The following is a 20386-nucleotide window of genomic DNA, read 5'->3' as shown; positions in this document are numbered from 1 at the left end:
ACGAAATTTTACCAACCGCAAATGAAAACCATATTACTACTTCTATTCTCCATTACAACCCTGATAGGATTTAGCCAAGATAAGATTGTAAAAAAAACTGGGGAAGAAATATTTTGCCAGATTACAAAAATTAATCTTGACTCGATTTTTTATGTCCTTCCACAAAAAGACCCCATACAAATTATTTACTCATTAGAGCGCTCAAAGGTTAAAAGTTACCATTTCAATGTTTCTAAACCCGTAAAATCTGAACCGAAAGAATTTGATTATGCTAATCCTAATTATACCACCAATTCAGAAGAAAGTAATACTGTTGCTCCACCTACTGGATTAAATCGGTTTAGTATTGGGCTCAGTGGAGGATTTAGTTACTTATTAGTTCGATTGGATGACGAAGATCAAAGCGGGCTAAAGAGCTATTATAAAGAGTTAAAAACGGGCTATCACTTTTCAGGAGATGTATTTTATTATTTACATGGAGAGTTTGGGCTGGGCTTGATGTGTTCTAATTTTAGAACGAGTAATTCTGCTGAAATTTATATTGAGTATCCAAATGGAGCCATTAGAACAGGCTTACTTAATGACAATATCAGCACCTTGTTTATTGGCCCAGCAGTTTCTGCTCAATTTCTTCCAACGGGTTCTTCTAATCCTTTCGTTATCAACGCTTCATTGGGTTACTTTGGTTACGATAATGATGGCTACCTAATAGATCCAATAAAGATGACTGGTAGCACCGTTGGTTTGGCAATCGACTTCGGATATAACATTAAACTAGATAAGAATTTATTTTTATCACTTGACATGGGCTTTGTATTTGGTTCATTATCGGAAGCTGATATCGAATACAATGGCGTTAAAGAAAGGGTTAAGTTTCCCGAAGGTCAGCAAGAAAACATGAGTCGATTTGACGTCTCTATAGGCTTAAAATTTGGTAAATAAGACAAAAAAAAGCGATTCAAGAATCTTGAATCGCTTTTTTACGTTTATCGTCTTTAATTTTAGTGGGTAACAATAAAACGCTTTGTTTCCATAACACCATTCGATCTTAATCTCACAAAATAAAGTCCTTCCTCGAGTGAAGTCACATCTACTTGATGAATTTGATGGTGAATACCCTGACTGACTTGAATTTGCTTTACAAATTGACCTTTTACATCATAGATCAGAAGCTCTTCAATATCTTTACCAATAGTTTCAATATTCACAACTGAGTGACTAGGATTGGGATAAACAATTACACTTGACTTTATATCTATCTCTTCTACTCCAACTGGTGTGGCAATATTGAATTGATACTTAATTCCACCACCATAGTCACTAGCGATACTTCTAATTACGCCACCAGAAGTGTTTCTTAATTGTATAGAACCATTTCCATCGCTATTGGCAAAAAATGAAATACCATCGTCGTCAGAGTCATAGACATTAAAACTATAACAACCTTGATTAAGTGTCAATGTGTCTTTATATACCGTAGAGTTACTCATCCCATTTCTTTGAAACAATACCACTCCTGCAGCATCACGAATATCATAACTACTTTCTGAGGCCGCGTTATTCGTATAAAACTGCACGTAAAACTGGTTCGGAAATATTTGTGGTAAAATAAAAGTTGATCGCATAGTATCATTGTATGCATATTGATCCGCTGCTCCATTCACGCTTGAAATTACCGCATGGAATGTGTTGGTTTGTTGCGCTCCAGCCCAGAATGTTGGAGTTACAGGTAAACTAACTATAGCTTTTTGAAGGAATGCTAGATTTCCTGTCCAATTGTATGTCAATGGAGTCGTTGAATTATTTATCCAATAAGTGATTGTCGCTGAAGTTAAAGTTGTACTACCAGAGTTCTGGATTTCTATTTCAGGATTATTACACATTGGGTTTTCTCTAGCATACTCTACTCTATCAGTTGGACTCATGATTTCAGTAACTCTAGCATCCAAATTAAAGTTGGCAGCGCCATAAGATACCAATTGATTATTGACAATATAATTGGAAGTTCCAGTAGCAATGGTTACCCCGTAATCTATATCAAATGAAGTCGATGAAGCGACATTTGCAGTAATATCGTACTCCTTAACATCAGTCGCCATGCCAGGACACCAGCCGGCTCTGTCATATATCCACGTGCCTCCTTGCGGATAAACAGGATTTTCTGAGCACTCCTTCCACACTTGCCAATTGAATGTGGTGGCGCCATTGTTTAATCTTAAATAGTGATTTCTTGGAATAAACTCTCCTTCCTGACCATGTCCCGTGATGGCGGATCTTAATTTAAATTGAGAAGCTGCTGTCGGTAATTGAACAGTTCTCGGTTCATAATATTCATCGGTACTAATGACTGCGTAAGAACGCATATCCACTTTCCATATTTGCTGAATGTCAACCACATCCCTTGGAGGTGTTCCAACAATAAATAAAAATTGAATATCCATTTGTTCTTGAAATTGGCCACCTCTAGTCATCTGTAATCTTTTATTCCCTTTAAGAATTGGTGTAAAATCAGTTACATCAAAATACCACGCCTTTCCGGCCATCCCCAAATCCAAATTGATACCATATGGAGTTACGAATGACATTATTTCTAATTGAGAAGCGCTGCGGTCAAAATAGTTTAAAACACTATTTTGAAGGGTAACACTACTGGCAGATGGAGTTGTTGAGATTACCACTCCATTAAAATCATACATAATATTATTTTGTGGCCAATAATTGGTAGTCAATGAGGCGATACTATCTGAATAGATAGTCCCAGGCTTTGGATAAATACTTCTTTCAATGACTGCATATGGTTTTTGGAAAGTGGTATCAATTACGGTATCTTGAATTATAGATTGGTTATAAGTTCCTTGAAACAAATTAATGTTAGGCCTATAAGCAGCCGCTACAAACTCTTTGAAATGCTGCTCTCCTACTAATTCCTTATAGCTCGAGGAGAAGTTAAACACGCCGTTTCTGCCATTCGCGCTTTCGTCCTCAACTATTGAAGTCTGCTCCTTTGCTGCATAATTTAATTCAAACGAACTGTAATTTGGGTGAGAGGCATCTACTTTCCTGTAACTCCAATCAGCGATAGTAGTTGGAGATAATGCAGTTGACCAAATTCTTAAATCATCGATTTCACCTTCGAAGTATCGTCCATGAAAACCATTTGAAACCTGAACTGCCAAAGAATTCCCAGTATTGATTGCCAAATTATTTACAGAGCTATTTACTTCTAATACTCCATCCACATAAAATTGGATTTGACTAGTCGTATTTCCTGAAAAAACCAAAGCTACATGATGCCAATTCCCATCTGCTACATTTGTTGAACCAACTGCAAATCCAGAATTTATTTCTAACCTAAGGAAACCAGAATTTTCAGTTCTGAAGGAAAATTTCTGCCCAGCCGAATTAGTCCCCCAAGAAGCGATTTCTTTACCCTTTACAGTGGTTTTTATCCATGCTTCAACAGTTCGTTGATTATTTGAAGGAATACCATAATAACTGTCCGCTTCTATATAATTGGAAGGAAAGAAGTTGTATGAATAGTCTTCCATTGCTGCTAATACGTTTGTGTTGACAGCTAAGTGACTCTGAATATTAAGTTTACTATTATTGGGTTTACCTACATATGACAATTCAAAAACAACATTAGAGCTCCCATCCCATATAAACGGAGTGTAAAACTGAACTCTATTTTCACCATTCACACAGTTATAATTATGATAAAAAGTCTCTTGAAACCCATTAAAAAATGCGGTAGTAGGAGCTGCTAAAGAGTTTAGTGTAGTTGATTTTACACTCACCTTAAAGTTTTTTAAGGCAACTCCTGTACCTAAATTAAAAAAGCTAAAACCGTCGATATCTCCAGCGACTAATCCAGCTGCTGACAACTCGGTTTGCGTCATTAAAATATATACTTTCCCCCCATTTCCACTGACTTTAAAAGTTGTACTATCGATTAGATTTCCGACACCAACTTTGGAGGTATCTTCGGAAACGACATTCTGTAGGTTCACCAATTTTTGAGCTATTGGTCTTCCACTCCAAGTAGGTGTGCTGCTGTAAATGCCACTTGTATTTGTATTGGGAATAATCAAATAGCGGTCAGTCGTTCTAGGTAATGAATCAGATTTAGTAGAGTCTGTTAGATAAGTGTTACAAGAATAGTCCCACTCACCACATCCTCTATTCGTTTGTCCAGAAATTGGTGGTGACACTAAGCCATCCTTACACCGCATTGCATATCGCATAATTACCTTTTCATAGGTAAGGTTTCCATTCGGGAAACTAACAATAGTGTCTCTTGTTTTACTTGTATAATCTAATGCTTTTACCACTATTGTATCTCCTACATTTTGAGCGAAAGTAGCAGAAGCAATTAGAGATAGAAAACATAATAGTACTTTTCTGATAACCATAGCATTACTAAAATTAAATTGATATAAACAGTTTGTTGAAAGTGAAAGTTAAGATATTGTTTTGAGTCGAAGGCTTACAATTATGCACGCATTGATTCTATAAAAATGCGTTGGAAATTAATTGATTCTTTAAGGCAAATAGAACCAGTCCGACTACATTTTTAGCTCCAGTCTTTTGAAAAAGATTAGTACGATGGCGCTCCACAGTTTTTAATGAAATAAAAAGTTTCTCTGCAATCTCCTGAGTAGTAAGCTGTTCGCAAATAAGTATCAAAACATCCACTTCCCTAGAAGTTAAACCTTGGTTAACCAAATCTTTCTGTGCCTTAGCTGAGGCTACACTTTCGTGATAAGAATTAAGGATTAGTTCTTCAAAATAGAATCCTTCCTCTGCCACATGTCGAATGGTTTTTTCAAGTCTAGGGACAGAGGCATTTTTAGGCAAATAGGCGGAAGCTCCTATTTTTAACATTTCAAAAATCAACACATTGGAATAATGAGAGCTTAGACCAATTACTTTAACTTCAGGTGTCTTTTGAGTTAAAATTTTTGTCAATTCAATCCCATTGATCTTGGGCATCTTCATATCCACCATAATTATGTCTGGTCGTTCTGCATGAGTCTCCAACTCTAGGATTAGCTCTTCGGGATCTGTAAATGTTTTCAGGACTTCGACGTCCTCAAATTGAGACAAAATACTCTGTAAGCCCTTAATGAAAAGAATCTCATCATCAACTAAGTAAATCTTGATCATTCTAAATCTCTTAATGATTGCGTGATAATAAATTTCAGGCCGGGTTCCAATTGTTCCAATTCTAGTGTAGCGTTTAGAATGCTCAATCTACTATTAATATTTTTAATTCCTAAGCCTTTTCCCTTAATAACTTCCTCTTTCTGCCCTACCCCATTATCGAAATAAATTAACTGAAACCCATCGCTAGCTTTTTTCAATTCAATAACTATTTGACTGCAATGGGCATATTTGATAGAATTATTAACCAATTCTTGGACGATTCTATAGATATGAATGGATGTTTCCAATTGGAAGTCACCATCTGTATATTCCATATATAGCTTTGTTTCAATTTGATTCGATCGATTAAGCTCCTTTAATTCATTTAAAGCAGTTACAATTCCAAAGCTTTCCAAAACAACAGGAAATAAATCGTGTGATATTCGTCTCGTTTCGTCAATCGTATGGTGAAGAATATCATTTATGGATTGAAAGGACTCACTTTCATTTGTATTTAATTTTTTGGACAAATTGGCCAATTGAAAATGGATAATATTTAACTTAGAAACTATACCATCATGAAGTTCTGCTGACAAACGGTCTCGTTCTTTCTCCTGTGCAAAAATTGAATGCTGCAACAAGTCCTTTCGATGCGCACTCGTCAACTTTTCGCGTTCCAATTGTTCATTTCGCACCTTATTTTTCGCCATATTGATAAAAATTATCAGCACTAAAACTATCGTTAACATGCCAAACATGACCAACAGGATTAACCCCACTAATGACTCACTTTCCATAATTTAGATTTGTAAAATTCAACGAAATAAAACAATAGACCAATGGCATAAGCGGCAGCATTTACTGTGTTTAAAATAACATGAGCTTCCTTAGTAAAGATATCAGTTAGTCGGAGGTTCCAAAACGTAAAATAACAGACACTAACGATAGATATCAATACAGAACCAATGTTTAAATAATAATAATGTGCTTTAGAAACGAGTTGATTCTTATAGATCTCCACGATCCCTAAAATGATGACCATTAACTTCAATGCAAAATAACCTATAACGTTAAATTCGTTGGATTGATTGATAAAAATTGAACCATACAGCATGCATATCAAGACTATTGTGGAAAATATTTGAACGTATTTCTTGAACTTACTGTCGTAGAATCGCAGAAAAAACCAAGACATAAAAAACCATTCCACATAGTTAAAGTAATGCCATAGAAATACATTATGAATTTTATAGAAAACAAAAATATGACCCAGTAAGTTTATTGAAGCTAATAAAAACAAAAAGGTCGTAAAAATGCGCAGTTCAAATAATAGTTTGTTAAAATTGAATAAATACAATAAGGCTATTAAAAAACCAATGACATGACCTGCATAAACAAAAAAAACATAGATGTCCATCTAGAAAAAGAGTTTAAAACTAAAGACTTGTTAACCAATAGTTCTTTGGGAGAAGTAGAGTATAGTCGCAAAAAACAAGGCAATTAGATGTTTATTAAAACATCCAATTGCCTTATAAGGTTCTGTAATATTTAATCACACAATACGCTTGATTCATCGCATACAGATGGACAGCATGTAGTGAAGTCATAAACATAATATCCTTCGCTATAATTGATTAAGTCTTTGCCATCTGCACCTACACCCACAATTAGCAGGTGTTTACCATTGTCGGCATCATTCCCAATATACACTCTGATATTTGCACAACCTTTGTCAATAATCTGTGTTAGATCAGTCATAGGAATTAAAAAGCCCTTAAAAAAATCACTACCTAATTTTGATTCTCCTAAAGTTCTCCAGCTAGCAGCATAATCAATTGCGACCTGCTCTTCTAATGCATTTTCGGGTAATTCACTGTTTGGGTTACTCATCTCTATTTTTTTATGGTTTGTATTAGTGTGGACTAATATCGCACTTTTTAGATACAGATGAAAGAAATCTAAAGATTTATAATAGAAAGATAAAATAGAAGAAAAAGGGTAGCTATTATGCGACCTTCCTTAAGGTTTGCATTACAACAACATCGGTAGGAAATCCCTTATAGGTGTTAGGTATAATATGTTCATCAGGTAATTGTGAGGTATCGACTTTATCCTTCACATAGATTTTGTAGCACAATTGATTAGTATACTCTCCATTAACCTCTTTAAGTCCTATAGAAACACAAAGTACACCCGGAATAGACATCATATCGTAGATGATTTGAGTTCTATACTGTAATAAATCCTCTCTTTTATATTGAATAGGCTGATCGCTCATAATTTACAATTTTGGATTTAACACTTTAGGAAAAGATGAAAAGTTGAATTACTACACTACTAGAAGGGTAACTCTTAAACCCAATATCAACTTTTCATCTTTTCATTCCTTCAGCATTATTTCAGCTGAGAGGTAAAGTGTGTTACACAGTTTAACCATAACAAAGATGGATCAAAATGCAGAATCATCCAATGAGAGAAAACCCTCATTTTTGTATTAAGTGTTTTTAAGTAGGTAAATCACTAAGGCCTGTAATTGGAAATTTTAAGAAAGCGAAGCATATCGTTTTACAAATACACTAATAAGCTAAAATTTAAATCATTAAATAGATTAAATGCATCATGTTATTTACTACATCGGAATAATTAGACAGCTTTTTCTGATCATAGTGAAATATATATACAAACAACCTACAAAAAAAACGCCGATCTACTTCTAAAAGTAAAACGGCTCAAAGCCTTAAGTCCACAAGCTACAAGGTATTGCTCTGGTAATTCCAATTGCAGCTCACATACCTCATCCATTCGATTAGGAATATACACGAAACAATTCACTCCGTTGATATACAATTGAGAAGCATCCAAAAATGTGGAACCTGCATTCAACTCATTGGCGAAATAATTATAATTCACTATTACTGCTTCTGTTCCAATAGTAATGACTTCCCACAAATCTTTGGTTAGCTTTTTTGATGGCAATTCATTTCCATCTGTATCAAAAGCATTCCACTTCTGAATGTTCTTTGCAAAATTGCCCAACTCATACCTACCCGGCCGCCATGCTGTAATTGAAACTGAATGGTGGATCCCTTCACTCCTTTCACTTCTAATTCGATATCAATATAATGGGTATTCGGTTGCTGATAAGAAACGGTGTATAACATAGTGTTAAATGATTTCTCTCGAAATTAGAGATTATCAGATTAAGATGGAAGTAGAGAAGTATTAATAGTGGTTAAAAAGTATTGTTGACATGCTATAGAGGTTAGACCGCTGCGCTGTTAGATCCGATAGCTATCGGATTTAGATGTTAGACTATTTTTTAATTCCAAATCATTATTGTCCGATAAAAAAATGCTTTAAGTACACGATGATTATTTGAGGATTGCTCATTGAATTAGTTTTTTTTGGGAAAATGTATATTTCTTTAATGTTCTTTTGTCTTGACACAAAATGAACCAAAAATTCAAGGCTGTGAAAATTCTTCTTCAAAATACTCTTTAAGCCTAAGACGTTTAACTGATCTCCTCAATTCTTCGTAGCTGGTCAAACTTTCTAAGGCATAAATTCGAAATTCTTAAAGAATTTTCAAGGCCGTTCCAAACACTAAAAATAGAGTTACAAAATGAAGATATTGTATATTGGAATAGAAATAAGTACTTTTATTTTGAAAGCCACATGAAGTGGCGGTGAGGTCAATTAGTTGACCGCGCTGTTATTTTATTCCTTGTGGCTTTTATACAACGACTCAAGCTGAAACCGCAGAGCGCTAATAACGCAGGGGTGCAACGAACGCTTGGGTTGTTTTATAATTCAAACTTTTCTAGTCGACCTTTAAGAAATTGATAGTTGGGCAACTGCCTTTCCAGCAATTCATAAAATTGTTTACTGTGGTTGGGTTCTATCAAATGACACAACTCGTGGATAATTACATAATCAATACATGGACTTGGAGTTTTAATCAATTCAGGATTCAATCGAATAATGCCTTGCGCAGAACAACTTCCCCAACGATTCTTCATTCTCCTAATCTCTAACTCTGGTTTGGATAATTGAAAACGCTCAAACTTTTTAAAATTGACCTCAAATTTATTTTCAAACATCTTATTTGCATGCTGATAGTACCAATCCGTCAAAAGCGTTTTTGTTATACTTGGAGATGGATTTGGATGGGTTACCCACAAACACCCATTTTTCATTTTCACCGTTTTTGTATCACCAACTCGCGCTTTTAATAAAAAACTCTTTCCCAGGTAGTAATGAGTTTCTCCTGAGAAGTATTCGCTTTTAGGCTTCCTCGGCAGAAATTGCTCAAAATATTGTTGCTGTTTTACTATCCATCTAGCTCTTTTTAGGAGCTTTCCTTCTATATCTTCAAAAGAGGCTGTTTCGGGTGCTTTAGCCACAATACTTAAATCCGGATGTACTTCTATACCCAATGATTTTCTGTCGTGACGCTCTAGTGTATAACTAAGATCAATATGTCCGTAGGTCAATACTTCCATTAAAAATTGTGTTTTGCCACCTTGATGCATTTTAACAATACCTCATCTATTTCATCATAGGTTAAGGTAATTCCCAAACTTCCTTTGTGGTTAATTAAATAATCTTCAATATCATTCTCCATTTTCTTCTGAATATCCAAATTTCGCTTCCAATCTCGAATAATCATAGATTCAACAATCTGATTGATCTCCAGTGCGGCTATAGCTAATTCCTCTTTAATTTTTAACAACTGTGATTCATTTTGAGAGAGCTTAAGACCTTCGTTAAGGGCTCCAAAAAATGCTCTTGCTTTCTCATTTTTGTGCAATGCTGTAGGTGTATTCTCTGTAAATCCGCCTTCTAACCCATCTCGTGTTTTCAGAATTTCTTCCAAATACTCTTTTTCGCTTAATCTGCCCTCTTTAAATGCGCGAATTGTATCTTCAATTAACTCGGAGAACTTCTTATAATAAGCCTCGTCTTTCTCCATGTTTTCATTGATGACTTTTTTCATGTTGCTCGCAATAAAATCAGCTTTTGAAGCAGCAGTTTTACCATAATTCTCTAGCGCTTCACTCACCTCACCTTTATCAAAAATATTAATGCCTTGTGTAATCAATTCCACCTCCTCGGCATCTATATAAGTATCGAGCAATTTTCGAACGCGAGGCTCAAATTCCTTGTAGGAAACCACTTCAGCATAACGCAATTGAACTGATGATCTTAAACTTTGAAAACGTTTTAATTCTGAACGATAAAACCCAATATCATCATCTGAAAACTCCTCGTAAAATTCATTACTACTCAAAGCTGTTTGTAAGCATCTAGCATAACTCGATAATAGCTCATAAAATTCATCCCGTACATTCTTTGCTGATAAATGACGCTCTAAAGCTTCATTGTCTTCTTTGTTGTAGACTTCTTTGAAAATATCCCAAACTGTTGAATGGCGTATTGGCACTTTTCTAATTTCCTCTCGAATATCTATCACCGCATTGGTCAAATCATCGGGATCAAAATCTTCTAATGCTGAATAATTGGTTAACGCTTCATCCAATTTTCCCAAAATCCCAACATAATCTATAATATGTCCATAATCTTTTCCAGTAAATAATCTATTTACCCTTGCAATGGCTTGCAACAAATTGTGCGAATGCAATGGCTTGGCTAAATACAAAACCGTATTTCGTGGAGCATCAAAACCTGTAAGCAACTTACTAACGACTATTATTATTTCTACTGCTGTTCCTTCTTCCTTGAACCGGTCAATTACGTGCCGCTCATATTCTTCTTGATTCTGGTATTTCAGCATCAATGATTTCCAATACTTCTTGGATTCTTCACTCGATTCTGACCAAACATCTTCATGTGATTGTCGACTATCCGGCGGTGTAAAAACCACTGCTGTATTGATTTTCAACTCAGGGTTACTTTGGGTTTCAAAATACTTTTGATATTTAATGGCAGTATCAATCTTAGGAACGGCCAATTGTGCTTTATACATGCCGCCTTGCCAGTTTTTGCAATAATGCTGTGCTATATCGTAAGCTATTTCTTCAATCACATGTTCCGACTCGTAGATTTTACTAATCGAAGCGAATTTCTTTTTTAAATCCTTCTGAGCATCTTTATTCAAATTCTCTGACAGTCGCTCAAATCCTTTGTCAATTTGCTTTTTATTGATGCTCAATTGAGCTGATCTTCCCTCATAAAGCAGCGGTAAAACGGCTCCATCTTTCACTGCTTGGTCAATGGTGTATTTATGTATAAAACCACCAAATTTACGAGCTGTATTTTGCTCAGGCCCTTTCATTAAAGGGGTTCCTGTAAATCCTATAAAACAAGCATTGGGCAACATTTTACGCATCATAATATTGGCCGACCCGTATTGGCTTCTGTGGCTTTCATCGATCAATACAAATATATTTTCTGATGTTTCTTTGAATGTTGTTTTTTTTGCTGCTGACCGAAACTTATCTAAAATGGTAGTGATTATTTCATTGCCCTTATCCTGTAACAATTCTATTAAATCAGACCCACTTTTGGCCTTTTTTACCTTTTTACCACAGTTGCTAAAAGTGCCATAAATCTGCTTGTCTAATGAAATACGATCAGTTACGATAATAATTCTTGAATTCTTAATGGATTCATTTAGCGCCAGTGCTTTTGAAAGCATCACCATGGTCAATGATTTTCCACTGCCTGTGGTGTGCCAAATTACTCCGCCTTTTCTGCGCTTTTCGGCTGTAAATTGAGTGACTTGCTGCAAGGTGTCTTGAACGGCAAAGTATTGCTGATAACGGGCTATTTTTTTATCTGGTCCATCAAAAACAATGTATTTATAAACCAAATCAATCAATCGCTCCGGACGACAAAGGCTGTACAATGCTTTATCTTGCTCAGTCGGTAATCGATCTTCCGAATCTATGCCGTTATTAGTTGATTTTATTAGTTTAGCTACGTCCTTCTCTACTTCTTCTTTCCACACTGCCCAAAACTTAGCCGCTGTGCCTGTAGCGCCATATTTCACTTCGTTGGGTTGCATGGCTATCAGCAACTGGGCAAAATGAAACAAACGGGGTATTCCTTCTTCTTTCTTCTGGTTTCTTAACGTTTGAGAAATTCCTTCTTCTACCGACTCGTTTTTATCTCTTCGCTTGTTTTCTATGACTACAAATGGAATCCCGTTGACGAACAACACCAAATCAGGGCGGCGTTTTTCTTTGATTCCTTCTACCGTAAATTCTTCTACTACGTGAAAATGATTGTTCTCCCAATTTTCCCAATCGATATATTTTAACGTAAATGCTTTTCTATCGCCTTTTACATTTTCTGTAAAACTCTTGCCTAAACTGATTAAATCATACACTTTCTCATTGGTCAACACCACTCCTTGATCTGGAATGTTTTTTAAAGCGGTAATAGCGCCTTGAATGCTTGAAGGAGAAAATGAATAGCTTGCACCTTTATAGCTGTAGGCGTTAATAGCCGATAACCGCTCAGCCAATATATCTTCTAAAATAACGGAGGAGAGCACCTCATTTCTACTTGTTAGCTGTTGCTCTTGTGACAGATAAGTGTACCCCATTTTTTGCAACAAATGTATTGCAGGGCTTTGTGAGTCTTCGTATTCAGCGTATTTCATTCGTTTTTTGTTTTGGCATTTGGGTTTCTTATTGGCATTTTTGTCCGCCCCTTTGAGCTTTGGTAGTTCTAATTGGCATCTTTTCCCACCCCTTTGAGTTCCCCTCCCTTGAGGGGATGGCATTCTATATGGATTGGGCTAATTTATTTTAAAACAACTATTAATAAGAAAATAATTAGCTTCAAACTCAAAATTTAAAGTTCTATTTCATTTAATAAAGTCAGCTTTCTGTTTTCTAATTTATAAAATCTAATATATTGATATCCTGCTTTGTCTCGGTATTCTAACTTAAATTCTAATTCCACTTCTTTGACTTGTATTTCAGGCAAAGGGTAAATCATTATATCAAATGTCTGAGAACCTATTATTTTTCTATTCGCTTTGTTTTTAGGTTGCATTTCTGCATTCCCACTTAGTTTAGTCAGTTCAATTTCTCGAACTTCATTATCTCTGGAATGAAAATATACTTGCATTTCAGTTGGATTACAAGTGGTTGAAAACGTTAAATCAGGTCTAGATTCCATTTTAATATGCCTTTCTTTTAACTTATTTTGATTTACTAGTTGCTCTAAAAGTTGACTATTCTCTTCACTTTTTTTGAGTAATTTCTTAATGGATAAAATCGTAAATAGAATCGTTACAAATACACCTACGAGTGTAATGCCTTCAAACCAATAATCCCATGTCTCTTTCTTTTGAGCTTCAATATTAACTAAGGTTTCAGGAAAAGTTACATCTGTATTTCCTGAAACATCAACCGAAAGGTAAACCGTATCATTTAAAGGTTTTACTAAAGAGATAATACTATCGTTAACACTTTTCTTATTTGACATTTTTATAGATTCTTAATCTTTTAATTCTATTGTTCATTTATCCTGGATGCGCTCCCCTCTTTGGAGGGGAATAAGGGGAGGGTCAGTATGCCCTTCCCTTATTCCCTACCCACTAAATTATCTTTGTTCTGTTCCACATATTCTTTTATTTCTTTGACTACTAATGCCAAATTTCGTTTTACCTCATCGTTGGTAAACCGCAAAAAAGTAACGCCTAACTCTTCTAGCCGCTTTTGGCGGATGGCGTCTTTTACGAGCATTTCGTCTTCGAAATGATAACAGCCATCTACTTCTATGGCCAATTGTAAATCTTTGCAATAAAAATCGACGATATAATGATCTATTGGCCGTTGGCGATCAAAATCAAAGCCGCCGATTTGTTTGCCTTTTATGGCTTTCCACAGCAGCACTTCGGGCAGCGTCTTGCTTTTGCGCAACTTTTTAGCTCTAGCGGTTAAAATAGGGTTATATGGTATTATTTTGCGTTTCACTTTAGTGCTTTACTCTTACCTTTCCTGTGAGCAATATTTGCATTAACCCTTTCTTTTGCGTTTCTATAGCGCTCTTTTGTGCTTTTAGTTTTTCTATTTCGGTATCTGCTGCTGATAATATGGTAGCTATTTTTTGTTGTTCGGGAAGTGCTGGAAGTAAAATTTTAATTTTTTCGATTGTTGATTTCGATAAACTTGGCACACCTGAAGCTTCATTATAAAATTTCCAATTTATAGTTTGAAACTTCAAGTAAACATAAAATGGTAAGATGTTTTTAAATGAATGCGTATAAAAGAGAGTATCTACCGTCCAAAACTTTCCACTAAGAAATATTGGTTTATTAATTGTGCCCTTTCTGCCTATCCCAACACTATCACCATCATATAAATAATCATCTACAGAAGTCATAAATCCTCCTGTCCCAAATACTGGTATATTCCCTGAATTAAGATGCTTATAATCCTTTCCACTTCCAAAAGTTAACACCTCCCCCAACTTCACTTCTTTCCATTTATCGGTAAAGCCTTTTAGGCGTTTTTTACCGGTGAGTAGCTCTTGCATTAAGCCCTTTTTTAGTGCTTCTTTTTGGGCAATTAAATCGGTTTGTTTGGCAATGGCATCATCCCAAGTGCTTAAAATTTGGGCTATTTTTTCTTGTTCGGGAAGCGGTGGGAGTAATAAGTTTACTTCAGATAATAAAGTACCATTTGTTAATGCACGAGTTGTTAATGAGCTTTTACTCATAATTTCTTTTCTAGCTAAATAAGTAGAAAAACAATACTTCAAATAATTAATATCTAAAGTATTTCCTGATTTAGGTCTAGCCCTAAGGACAAAGCCACTAAACACCCCATTTTCAACATCTTCTAAAAGAACAGAAGAAAAAGCTATTTCTTCAATTGTTTCAGAAGTCCTTGTAAAAAAAACATCACCCTTTTTAATATTGAATCTTTTAATCTCACCTTTAGTCAAACTAACTTTTCCTAGAATTTTGTTTTTAGTTAAAGAAGAGTTTTTATTAACATCCATGTAATTTATAATTGGCGTTCCAAAACCAAAAAACTCCTTTTCTTTATTTAGCCCATTCTTAAAATCAAAATATTCCCCTAAACTTACCACCTCCCACTCTTTAGGAATCCAACCCAATTTGGTTTTTTTGTAGCCGTTTTTATTAGAAGTCGTTGAATCAGTCTCTTTTGTAGTTGTGGTCATTAGTTGGAGGTTTTAGGATGAGCATTCAATTCAGTGTATTGCTTTTCTATATATTCTAATACATTTAACTTGCACGTATTTATTATGGTACTCACCTCTTCCTTAGTGGGCGCTTTCTCATAAATTCTATTATCAAAGGTGAAGTTATTCTCATTAAAATTTGTAGCAATTACATAATGTGTTGGAAACAGCTCTACACTAATTACACACATTAATTGGCTACTCGCTTTTGGCACTTTTTTCAATTGCGTATTTCTGAAAAAGTCAATGGTAACTCGCGCGCTCTTTCTTAATTCATTTGCAGATTGTATCTCATTTTGCAACCATTTTATCAATTGCAAATAATCAGCTACCCGGCTTTCTTTTTCAGTTCCTTCATGTGATAAGGTTACAAAATGAGAAGGTTCTTCAAAAAATTGCTCAAACAGTTTTACAGTATTAAAAAGTTGTTTACTTAAGCTTAATAGCCAACCATCTAAAAGCTTATTTACAATCGGCTTATCAATTGTCTCTTTGTCTGCTTTTGTTAAGTTATGTAGCTTCTCATTTAATAACTCTAATCGATTCGTAAAATTATCGTCTACAGCAACAAATACTTCCCCATCGAATGCTTTTAATATTTCCTCCTGAGCATTCAGTACTTTCTCAGCAAAAAAGCAAAAAAACAATTCTTCATTACTTCCATAACTCTGTATATCTGCCAATAACTGAAAGTAGTTCTCTTTCTCATTACTTTTAATGATGCATGGTGGAAAACCATAATTGATTAAAATTAGATTAGAAAGGGCTCTACCTACTCTTCCATTTCCATCATAAAACGGATGAATTTCAATGAAATCAAGAAAAAATTTGGCTGCCAATTCTACTGGGTGAACAATCTCAGATTCCAAATCGAAAGCAAGTTCTTTGCAGATGTGTTTTATTTCATCGTCCACAAAATCAACACTCAAGAACTTAAACTTTTCTTTACGGTAGTTAATCACATAGTTATCTTGAGATTTCCATTGGCCTACCTCATTCATTCTAGCAGAATTATTTTCATGCATTATTTTTTTATGCATTTCTTTAATTCGCTTTGGCTTCAATTCAAGTTGTTTCGGAGGAGTGTTAAAAACCTCTTCCACTAACTCATTGTGCCCTCTCATTTCCTCAATGTACTTTTTATCTATAGTAGATTCAAAAAGCACTCCTGCCATTACTTTTTTGGTGTCTTCAATAGTTAGTGGACCTCCTTCTATTTTATTAGAATGGTAATTCCACTCGAGTTGAAAAGTATATTTTAACTTTTCTAGCGTTTGTTTCTTTTCGCTTTTTAGCTCCGCTATCCTTTGGTGGTTAGCATCGATAAGATTTAATAAATTTTCAAACCTCATAGCTTAGTGACTTTACTTTGTTCCTTCAAATAATTGATATGCTTTTGAACTGAGTCGGTATACTTATCGACCAAAGCTAGGATGGAATCCTGATTAGCTTCATCATACATGAACCTTTTACTAATTTCTCTATTGTTACCTTCCTTTAATTCGTCATTAAAATAATCTAAAGCAATATTGTAATCATATTCATTGAACGCTATTTCAAATTCATAAATAATGTAATCTTTGTTATCAGGAAAATCGAATAACTCTCCTAAATGAAGTTGAAATTCAATTCTTAATGGTGTGGTATATTCTAGCGGTTCATCAGAAATAATTGCATTTAGATTATTTCCAAAATCCATTAAATCTAAACCTACAATTTGATCTCGAATACAGTCACCTTGAATAAATAAGGAACTTAAATTCGTTCTAAAATTGTTTAAAGCTATTTCTTGATTTTTAGCCAACTTATAAAAAACTTCCTTCAACGAAGTGTCTGCCATTTCTATTAACAGCTCTTTTGTTCGATACGTTCGTTCTTTCTTTTCCATATTTCATTATCATTGTCTAACTGAAAAAAAATGGGAGTTTTTTTTTTAAGATGCATATGGCAAATACAAAGTCTTGGGTTCGAACCCCAGACAAGTTTGCTAAAGCTATCTCTTTATATTGTTGAGGGTTCGAATCCCTCTTTCTCCGCTTCGAATCCGATATTCTCCACCGAATACTAATTCAGGTTCGAATCCCATCTTCCACCCAATAATTTTCAATTATCTGTTTTATTTATAAGCCCAATTCTTTTAAATAGCCGGCCATTTCTTTTCGCACTTCTACCAATTCGGTTTCTAATCGATTGATGGTTTGTTGCACTTCTTTAATATCCACTTGCTCTTCTTCTTCAAATGTGTCTACATATCTTGGGATATTCAAATTGTAGTCGTTTTCTTTTATTTCAGATAAGGGTGCTAAATAAGCGAACTTATCTATCCCATCGCCAGCTTTCCATGTTTTGGCAGCAGCAATACTATCCACTATTTTCTGAATGTCTTCTTCTCTTAATTTGTTTTGCTTTTTTCCTTCTTCAAATGCTTTACTAGCATCTATAAACAATACATTATCATGTGTTTTAGCTTTATTAAACACCACTATGGCTGCAGGAATACCAGTACCGAAAAATAAGTTAGTTGGCAAACCAATTACCATTTCCAATAAATTGTCATCGATTAAGTCCTTTCTTAACTTACCTTCAGCACTTCCTCTAAACAATACGCCATGTGGCACTATTATTCCTGCTTTTCCTTTGTGGGTTAGCGTTTCTATCATGTGCAAAATAAAAGCGTAGTCTCCTTTAGATTTTGGTGGCAAACCGCGCATAAATCGTTTAAAAGGGTCGACTTCGGCTTTATCATATCCCCATTTATCTAAACTAAAAGGTGGATTGGCTACTACCACATCAAATTTCATCAATCCTTCACCTTCTCTCAATAAAGGATTATTAATGGTATCGCCCCATTCTATCCTAGCGGAATCCATTCCGTGAATGTACATGTTCATTTTACCCAAAGCCCAGGTGTCGCCATTACTCTCTTGTCCGTAAAGTGAATAGTCGATACTCGGATTTCCTTTTTCATCTCTCACTTCATCGGCCACGGTAGTCAATAAAGACCCTGAACCACATGTGGGGTCACAAATACGAGAACCAGCTTTTGGCGCTACCACTTTAGCAAGAAGTTGAGAAACCTCCATAGGCGTGAAGAACTCCCCGCCTTTCTTGCCTGCGCCTGAAGCAAACATTTCCAACAGATACATATAGGCCTTTCCTAAAATATCTTCAGCTTTTGGTAAAACAGAAGGTCTAAAATCTAGTACAGGATTTGCGAAATCGTCAATCAAATTCTTCAATCGACTGTTTCTATCCTTCGTTTGCCCTAATTTATCGGAGTTGTAAGAAATGTTTCTAAAAACGCCTTCTAACTTTTCTAAATTTTGGCTTTCTATTAATTCCAATGCATGGTCAATAATCTGCCCAATATCATCTTTATTTCTATTGGCATAAATAAAGTCGAACGTACTCTTCTCAGGTAAATAAAAACGCTCTCTTTCTAGCTTGCGTTGAATGAGTTTTTCGTCATTTCCGTACTTCTCTCTCAGTTTGGCTAAGTCATCTTTCCAGACATCACTGAGGTACTTTACAAATAAAAACACCAAGATGTAATTCTTGTATTCTGAGGAATCTACCACTCCTCTAAACGTGTCACAAGCAGCCCATAAGGTTTTATTGATTTCATTCTGAAGCACTTTATTGTCTTTCATAAATTATAGTCGTTAATTGGTTTTGTAATAATAATTCTTTTTGTTCCATTAATTGTTTAGCAATCAACTTTTCTCGATTAGAAAGGTGGTACAATTTAGCAATATTCTTTTGCACTTTTTTAGAAGGAATCGGAACATCAATCTCTTCTAAGTCAGACTTTTTAATGTTACTCACAACTGCTCCAGACTTTAATGTGCTCAATGTAATTTGTATGGGCTTACTGTTTAAAACATACGCCAAGTAATCTGCTCTTATTAACTCTGGTTTTGGTCGAATAATCACAAATAATGAACTAGCAATGGCTTTATACTTTTTATCGAAACATACAGCGATGTTATTGTTTCCTTTTACTAAAAAAAGTACATCGCCTTTCATTAGGAGTTGCTTTCCATTAACTTTTTCTAATTCTATTTTCTGTGCAGTATTCCTAATACGTCCTAGATCAATATCTAAATCCCGCATTTGAATTACTGCTACTTCTCCATTTACTGAAGAATTAACTCTTCCTCTAAATGTTTGACCAGTAAATATTCTTGCAATTTGACTTAATTTCATTTCAGTTTCGACTTTACTGAGACAAATTAAAGAATCAAATTTCAATAATCCAAATAAATATACAGTTTTATGTTTACTGCAATAAAACAACCCACAAAAAAAACGCCGTTCTACTTCTAAAAGTAAAACGGCGTTCTCAAAACCAAATAAAAAAGCTTTTATGAATCCATGGCCACAAGGCCTACATTAATCGCATATAATGTCAACTCAGAAACAGAGTTGATTCCTAATTTTCGAAGTATATTTTTTCTATGGGTATGCACGGTATGTGGGCTCAAATGCAGTTGTTCTGCAATACCCTTATTGGTCATCCCTTTGGCAATTAACGCAGTTATTTCAGACTCTCGCTGCGTTAATGCTGTGGGTTCGCAATTATCTTCATCTGGGCTATACTGCTTATTGAGTATGATATCCATCACCTTGTTGCAATAAAACTTCTCTCCTTTGGCTATCGCAAATATGGCGTGGATAATTTCATCTTCATCACACTCTCGGGTTAAATATCCTTCCACTCCTTTCTCCAAAACCTTTAAAACTTCAGCGGTATTGGCAGTAGATGAAATAATCAACATTTTCTGTGATTTAGACTTTTCTCGAAGTTTTAAAACTGTTTCTGATGAAAAATGTCCTTTTGAATTAGGGTCTACAATTACCACATCATAAGTACTCTCCTCCAATGCCTGAAACAATTGAGTTTCGTGGGTAACATTCTTTACTGACTCAACTCCTCCTCCTCTCGACAATAAAGACTTGAGGCCGAATGACATCAGCACATTTGAATTCGCATGTAGGATTGTTAAACTCATCTCATTATTTAGAATGATTCTAAAGAGCAAAGATGACCCTACTA

18 protein-coding genes are annotated in these 20386 nt (G+C 35.0%); 1 reads left to right on the top strand and 17 read right to left on the bottom strand.

Annotation, left to right across the window (positions count from 1 at the left end):
- Positions 1 to 21: 21 nt before the first annotated feature.
- The gene (locus GQN54_RS14525; RefSeq protein ID WP_160634289.1) at positions 22 to 942 is read left to right on the top strand and encodes a hypothetical protein; all 921 of its coding nucleotides are present in this window, start codon (positions 22 to 24) and stop codon (positions 940 to 942) included.
- A gap of 59 nt (positions 943 to 1001) precedes the next feature.
- Here the strand turns inward: GQN54_RS14525 and GQN54_RS14520 are convergent, their stop codons facing one another.
- From GQN54_RS14520 to GQN54_RS14440, 17 genes are all read right to left on the bottom strand, one after another.
- On the bottom strand, positions 1002 to 4412 hold the full coding sequence (locus GQN54_RS14520) for a LamG-like jellyroll fold domain-containing protein (protein ID WP_160634288.1): 3411 nt from the start codon (positions 4410 to 4412) through the stop codon (positions 1002 to 1004).
- Between the two features lie 97 nt (positions 4413 to 4509).
- Positions 4510 to 5166 (bottom strand): response regulator transcription factor, encoded by a 657-nt coding sequence (locus tag GQN54_RS14515; protein WP_160634287.1) that lies wholly within the window; start codon positions 5164 to 5166, stop codon positions 4510 to 4512.
- The gene (locus tag GQN54_RS14510; protein ID WP_160634286.1) at positions 5163 to 5855 is read right to left on the bottom strand and encodes a sensor histidine kinase; all 693 of its coding nucleotides are present in this window, start codon (positions 5853 to 5855) and stop codon (positions 5163 to 5165) included. The genes GQN54_RS14515 and GQN54_RS14510 overlap by 4 nt, the downstream gene beginning before the upstream one ends.
- A gap of 68 nt (positions 5856 to 5923) precedes the next feature.
- Positions 5924 to 6562, bottom strand: a complete 639-nt coding sequence (locus tag GQN54_RS14505; RefSeq protein WP_160634285.1) for a hypothetical protein — start codon at positions 6560 to 6562, stop codon at positions 5924 to 5926.
- Positions 6563 to 6693: 131 nt separating this feature from the next.
- Positions 6694 to 7035: a hypothetical protein gene (locus GQN54_RS14500; protein WP_160634284.1), complete on the bottom strand. Its 342-nt coding sequence runs from the start codon at positions 7033 to 7035 to the stop codon at positions 6694 to 6696.
- Between the two features lie 115 nt (positions 7036 to 7150).
- Positions 7151 to 7423, bottom strand: coding sequence for a hypothetical protein (locus tag GQN54_RS14495; RefSeq protein ID WP_160634283.1), 273 nt, complete (start codon positions 7421 to 7423; stop codon positions 7151 to 7153).
- A 410-nt stretch (positions 7424 to 7833) separates the two neighbouring features.
- Complete coding sequence (locus GQN54_RS14490; protein ID WP_317163999.1) at positions 7834 to 8211, bottom strand: M61 family metallopeptidase; 378 nt, start codon at positions 8209 to 8211, stop codon at positions 7834 to 7836.
- A 737-nt stretch (positions 8212 to 8948) separates the two neighbouring features.
- On the bottom strand, positions 8949 to 9647 hold the full coding sequence (locus GQN54_RS14485) for a M48 family metallopeptidase (protein WP_207554921.1): 699 nt from the start codon (positions 9645 to 9647) through the stop codon (positions 8949 to 8951).
- On the bottom strand, positions 9647 to 12772 hold the full coding sequence (locus GQN54_RS14480; protein WP_160634281.1) for a type I restriction endonuclease subunit R: 3126 nt from the start codon (positions 12770 to 12772) through the stop codon (positions 9647 to 9649). The genes GQN54_RS14485 and GQN54_RS14480 overlap by 1 nt, the downstream gene beginning before the upstream one ends.
- Before the next feature lie 194 nt (positions 12773 to 12966).
- A complete protein-coding gene (locus tag GQN54_RS14475; protein WP_160634280.1) occupies positions 12967 to 13605 on the bottom strand; it encodes a hypothetical protein in 639 nt (212 codons plus the stop codon).
- Between the two features lie 98 nt (positions 13606 to 13703).
- Positions 13704 to 14096: an endonuclease domain-containing protein gene (locus tag GQN54_RS14470; RefSeq protein WP_160634279.1), complete on the bottom strand. Its 393-nt coding sequence runs from the start codon at positions 14094 to 14096 to the stop codon at positions 13704 to 13706.
- A 1-nt stretch (position 14097) separates the two neighbouring features.
- Positions 14098 to 15309, bottom strand: coding sequence for a restriction endonuclease subunit S (locus GQN54_RS14465; RefSeq protein WP_160634278.1), 1212 nt, complete (start codon positions 15307 to 15309; stop codon positions 14098 to 14100).
- Positions 15309 to 16682: a Fic family protein gene (locus GQN54_RS14460; protein ID WP_160634277.1), complete on the bottom strand. Its 1374-nt coding sequence runs from the start codon at positions 16680 to 16682 to the stop codon at positions 15309 to 15311. The genes GQN54_RS14465 and GQN54_RS14460 overlap by 1 nt, the downstream gene beginning before the upstream one ends.
- A complete protein-coding gene (locus GQN54_RS14455; protein ID WP_160634276.1) occupies positions 16679 to 17218 on the bottom strand; it encodes a hypothetical protein in 540 nt (179 codons plus the stop codon). The genes GQN54_RS14460 and GQN54_RS14455 overlap by 4 nt, the downstream gene beginning before the upstream one ends.
- A 232-nt stretch (positions 17219 to 17450) precedes the next feature.
- Entirely contained in the window at positions 17451 to 18980 is a 1530-nt protein-coding gene (locus GQN54_RS14450; protein WP_160634275.1) for a type I restriction-modification system subunit M, read from the bottom strand.
- Complete coding sequence (locus GQN54_RS14445; RefSeq protein WP_160634274.1) at positions 18967 to 19536, bottom strand: restriction endonuclease subunit S; 570 nt, start codon at positions 19534 to 19536, stop codon at positions 18967 to 18969. Before GQN54_RS14445 ends, GQN54_RS14450 begins: the two co-directional genes overlap by 14 nt.
- 158 nt (positions 19537 to 19694) lie before the next feature.
- Positions 19695 to 20342, bottom strand: coding sequence for a response regulator transcription factor (locus GQN54_RS14440; protein ID WP_160634273.1), 648 nt, complete (start codon positions 20340 to 20342; stop codon positions 19695 to 19697).
- Between the last annotated feature and the right edge of the window lie 44 nt (positions 20343 to 20386).

Origin of the sequence: Acidiluteibacter ferrifornacis (genome assembly GCF_009909615.1) — a bacterium.
In the GTDB taxonomy this organism is placed as follows: Bacteria; Bacteroidota; Bacteroidia; order Flavobacteriales_E; family Vicingaceae; genus Acidiluteibacter; species Acidiluteibacter ferrifornacis.
Note: the sequence above shows the minus strand (reverse complement) of the source record. Positions and strands in the feature narration are given on the sequence as shown.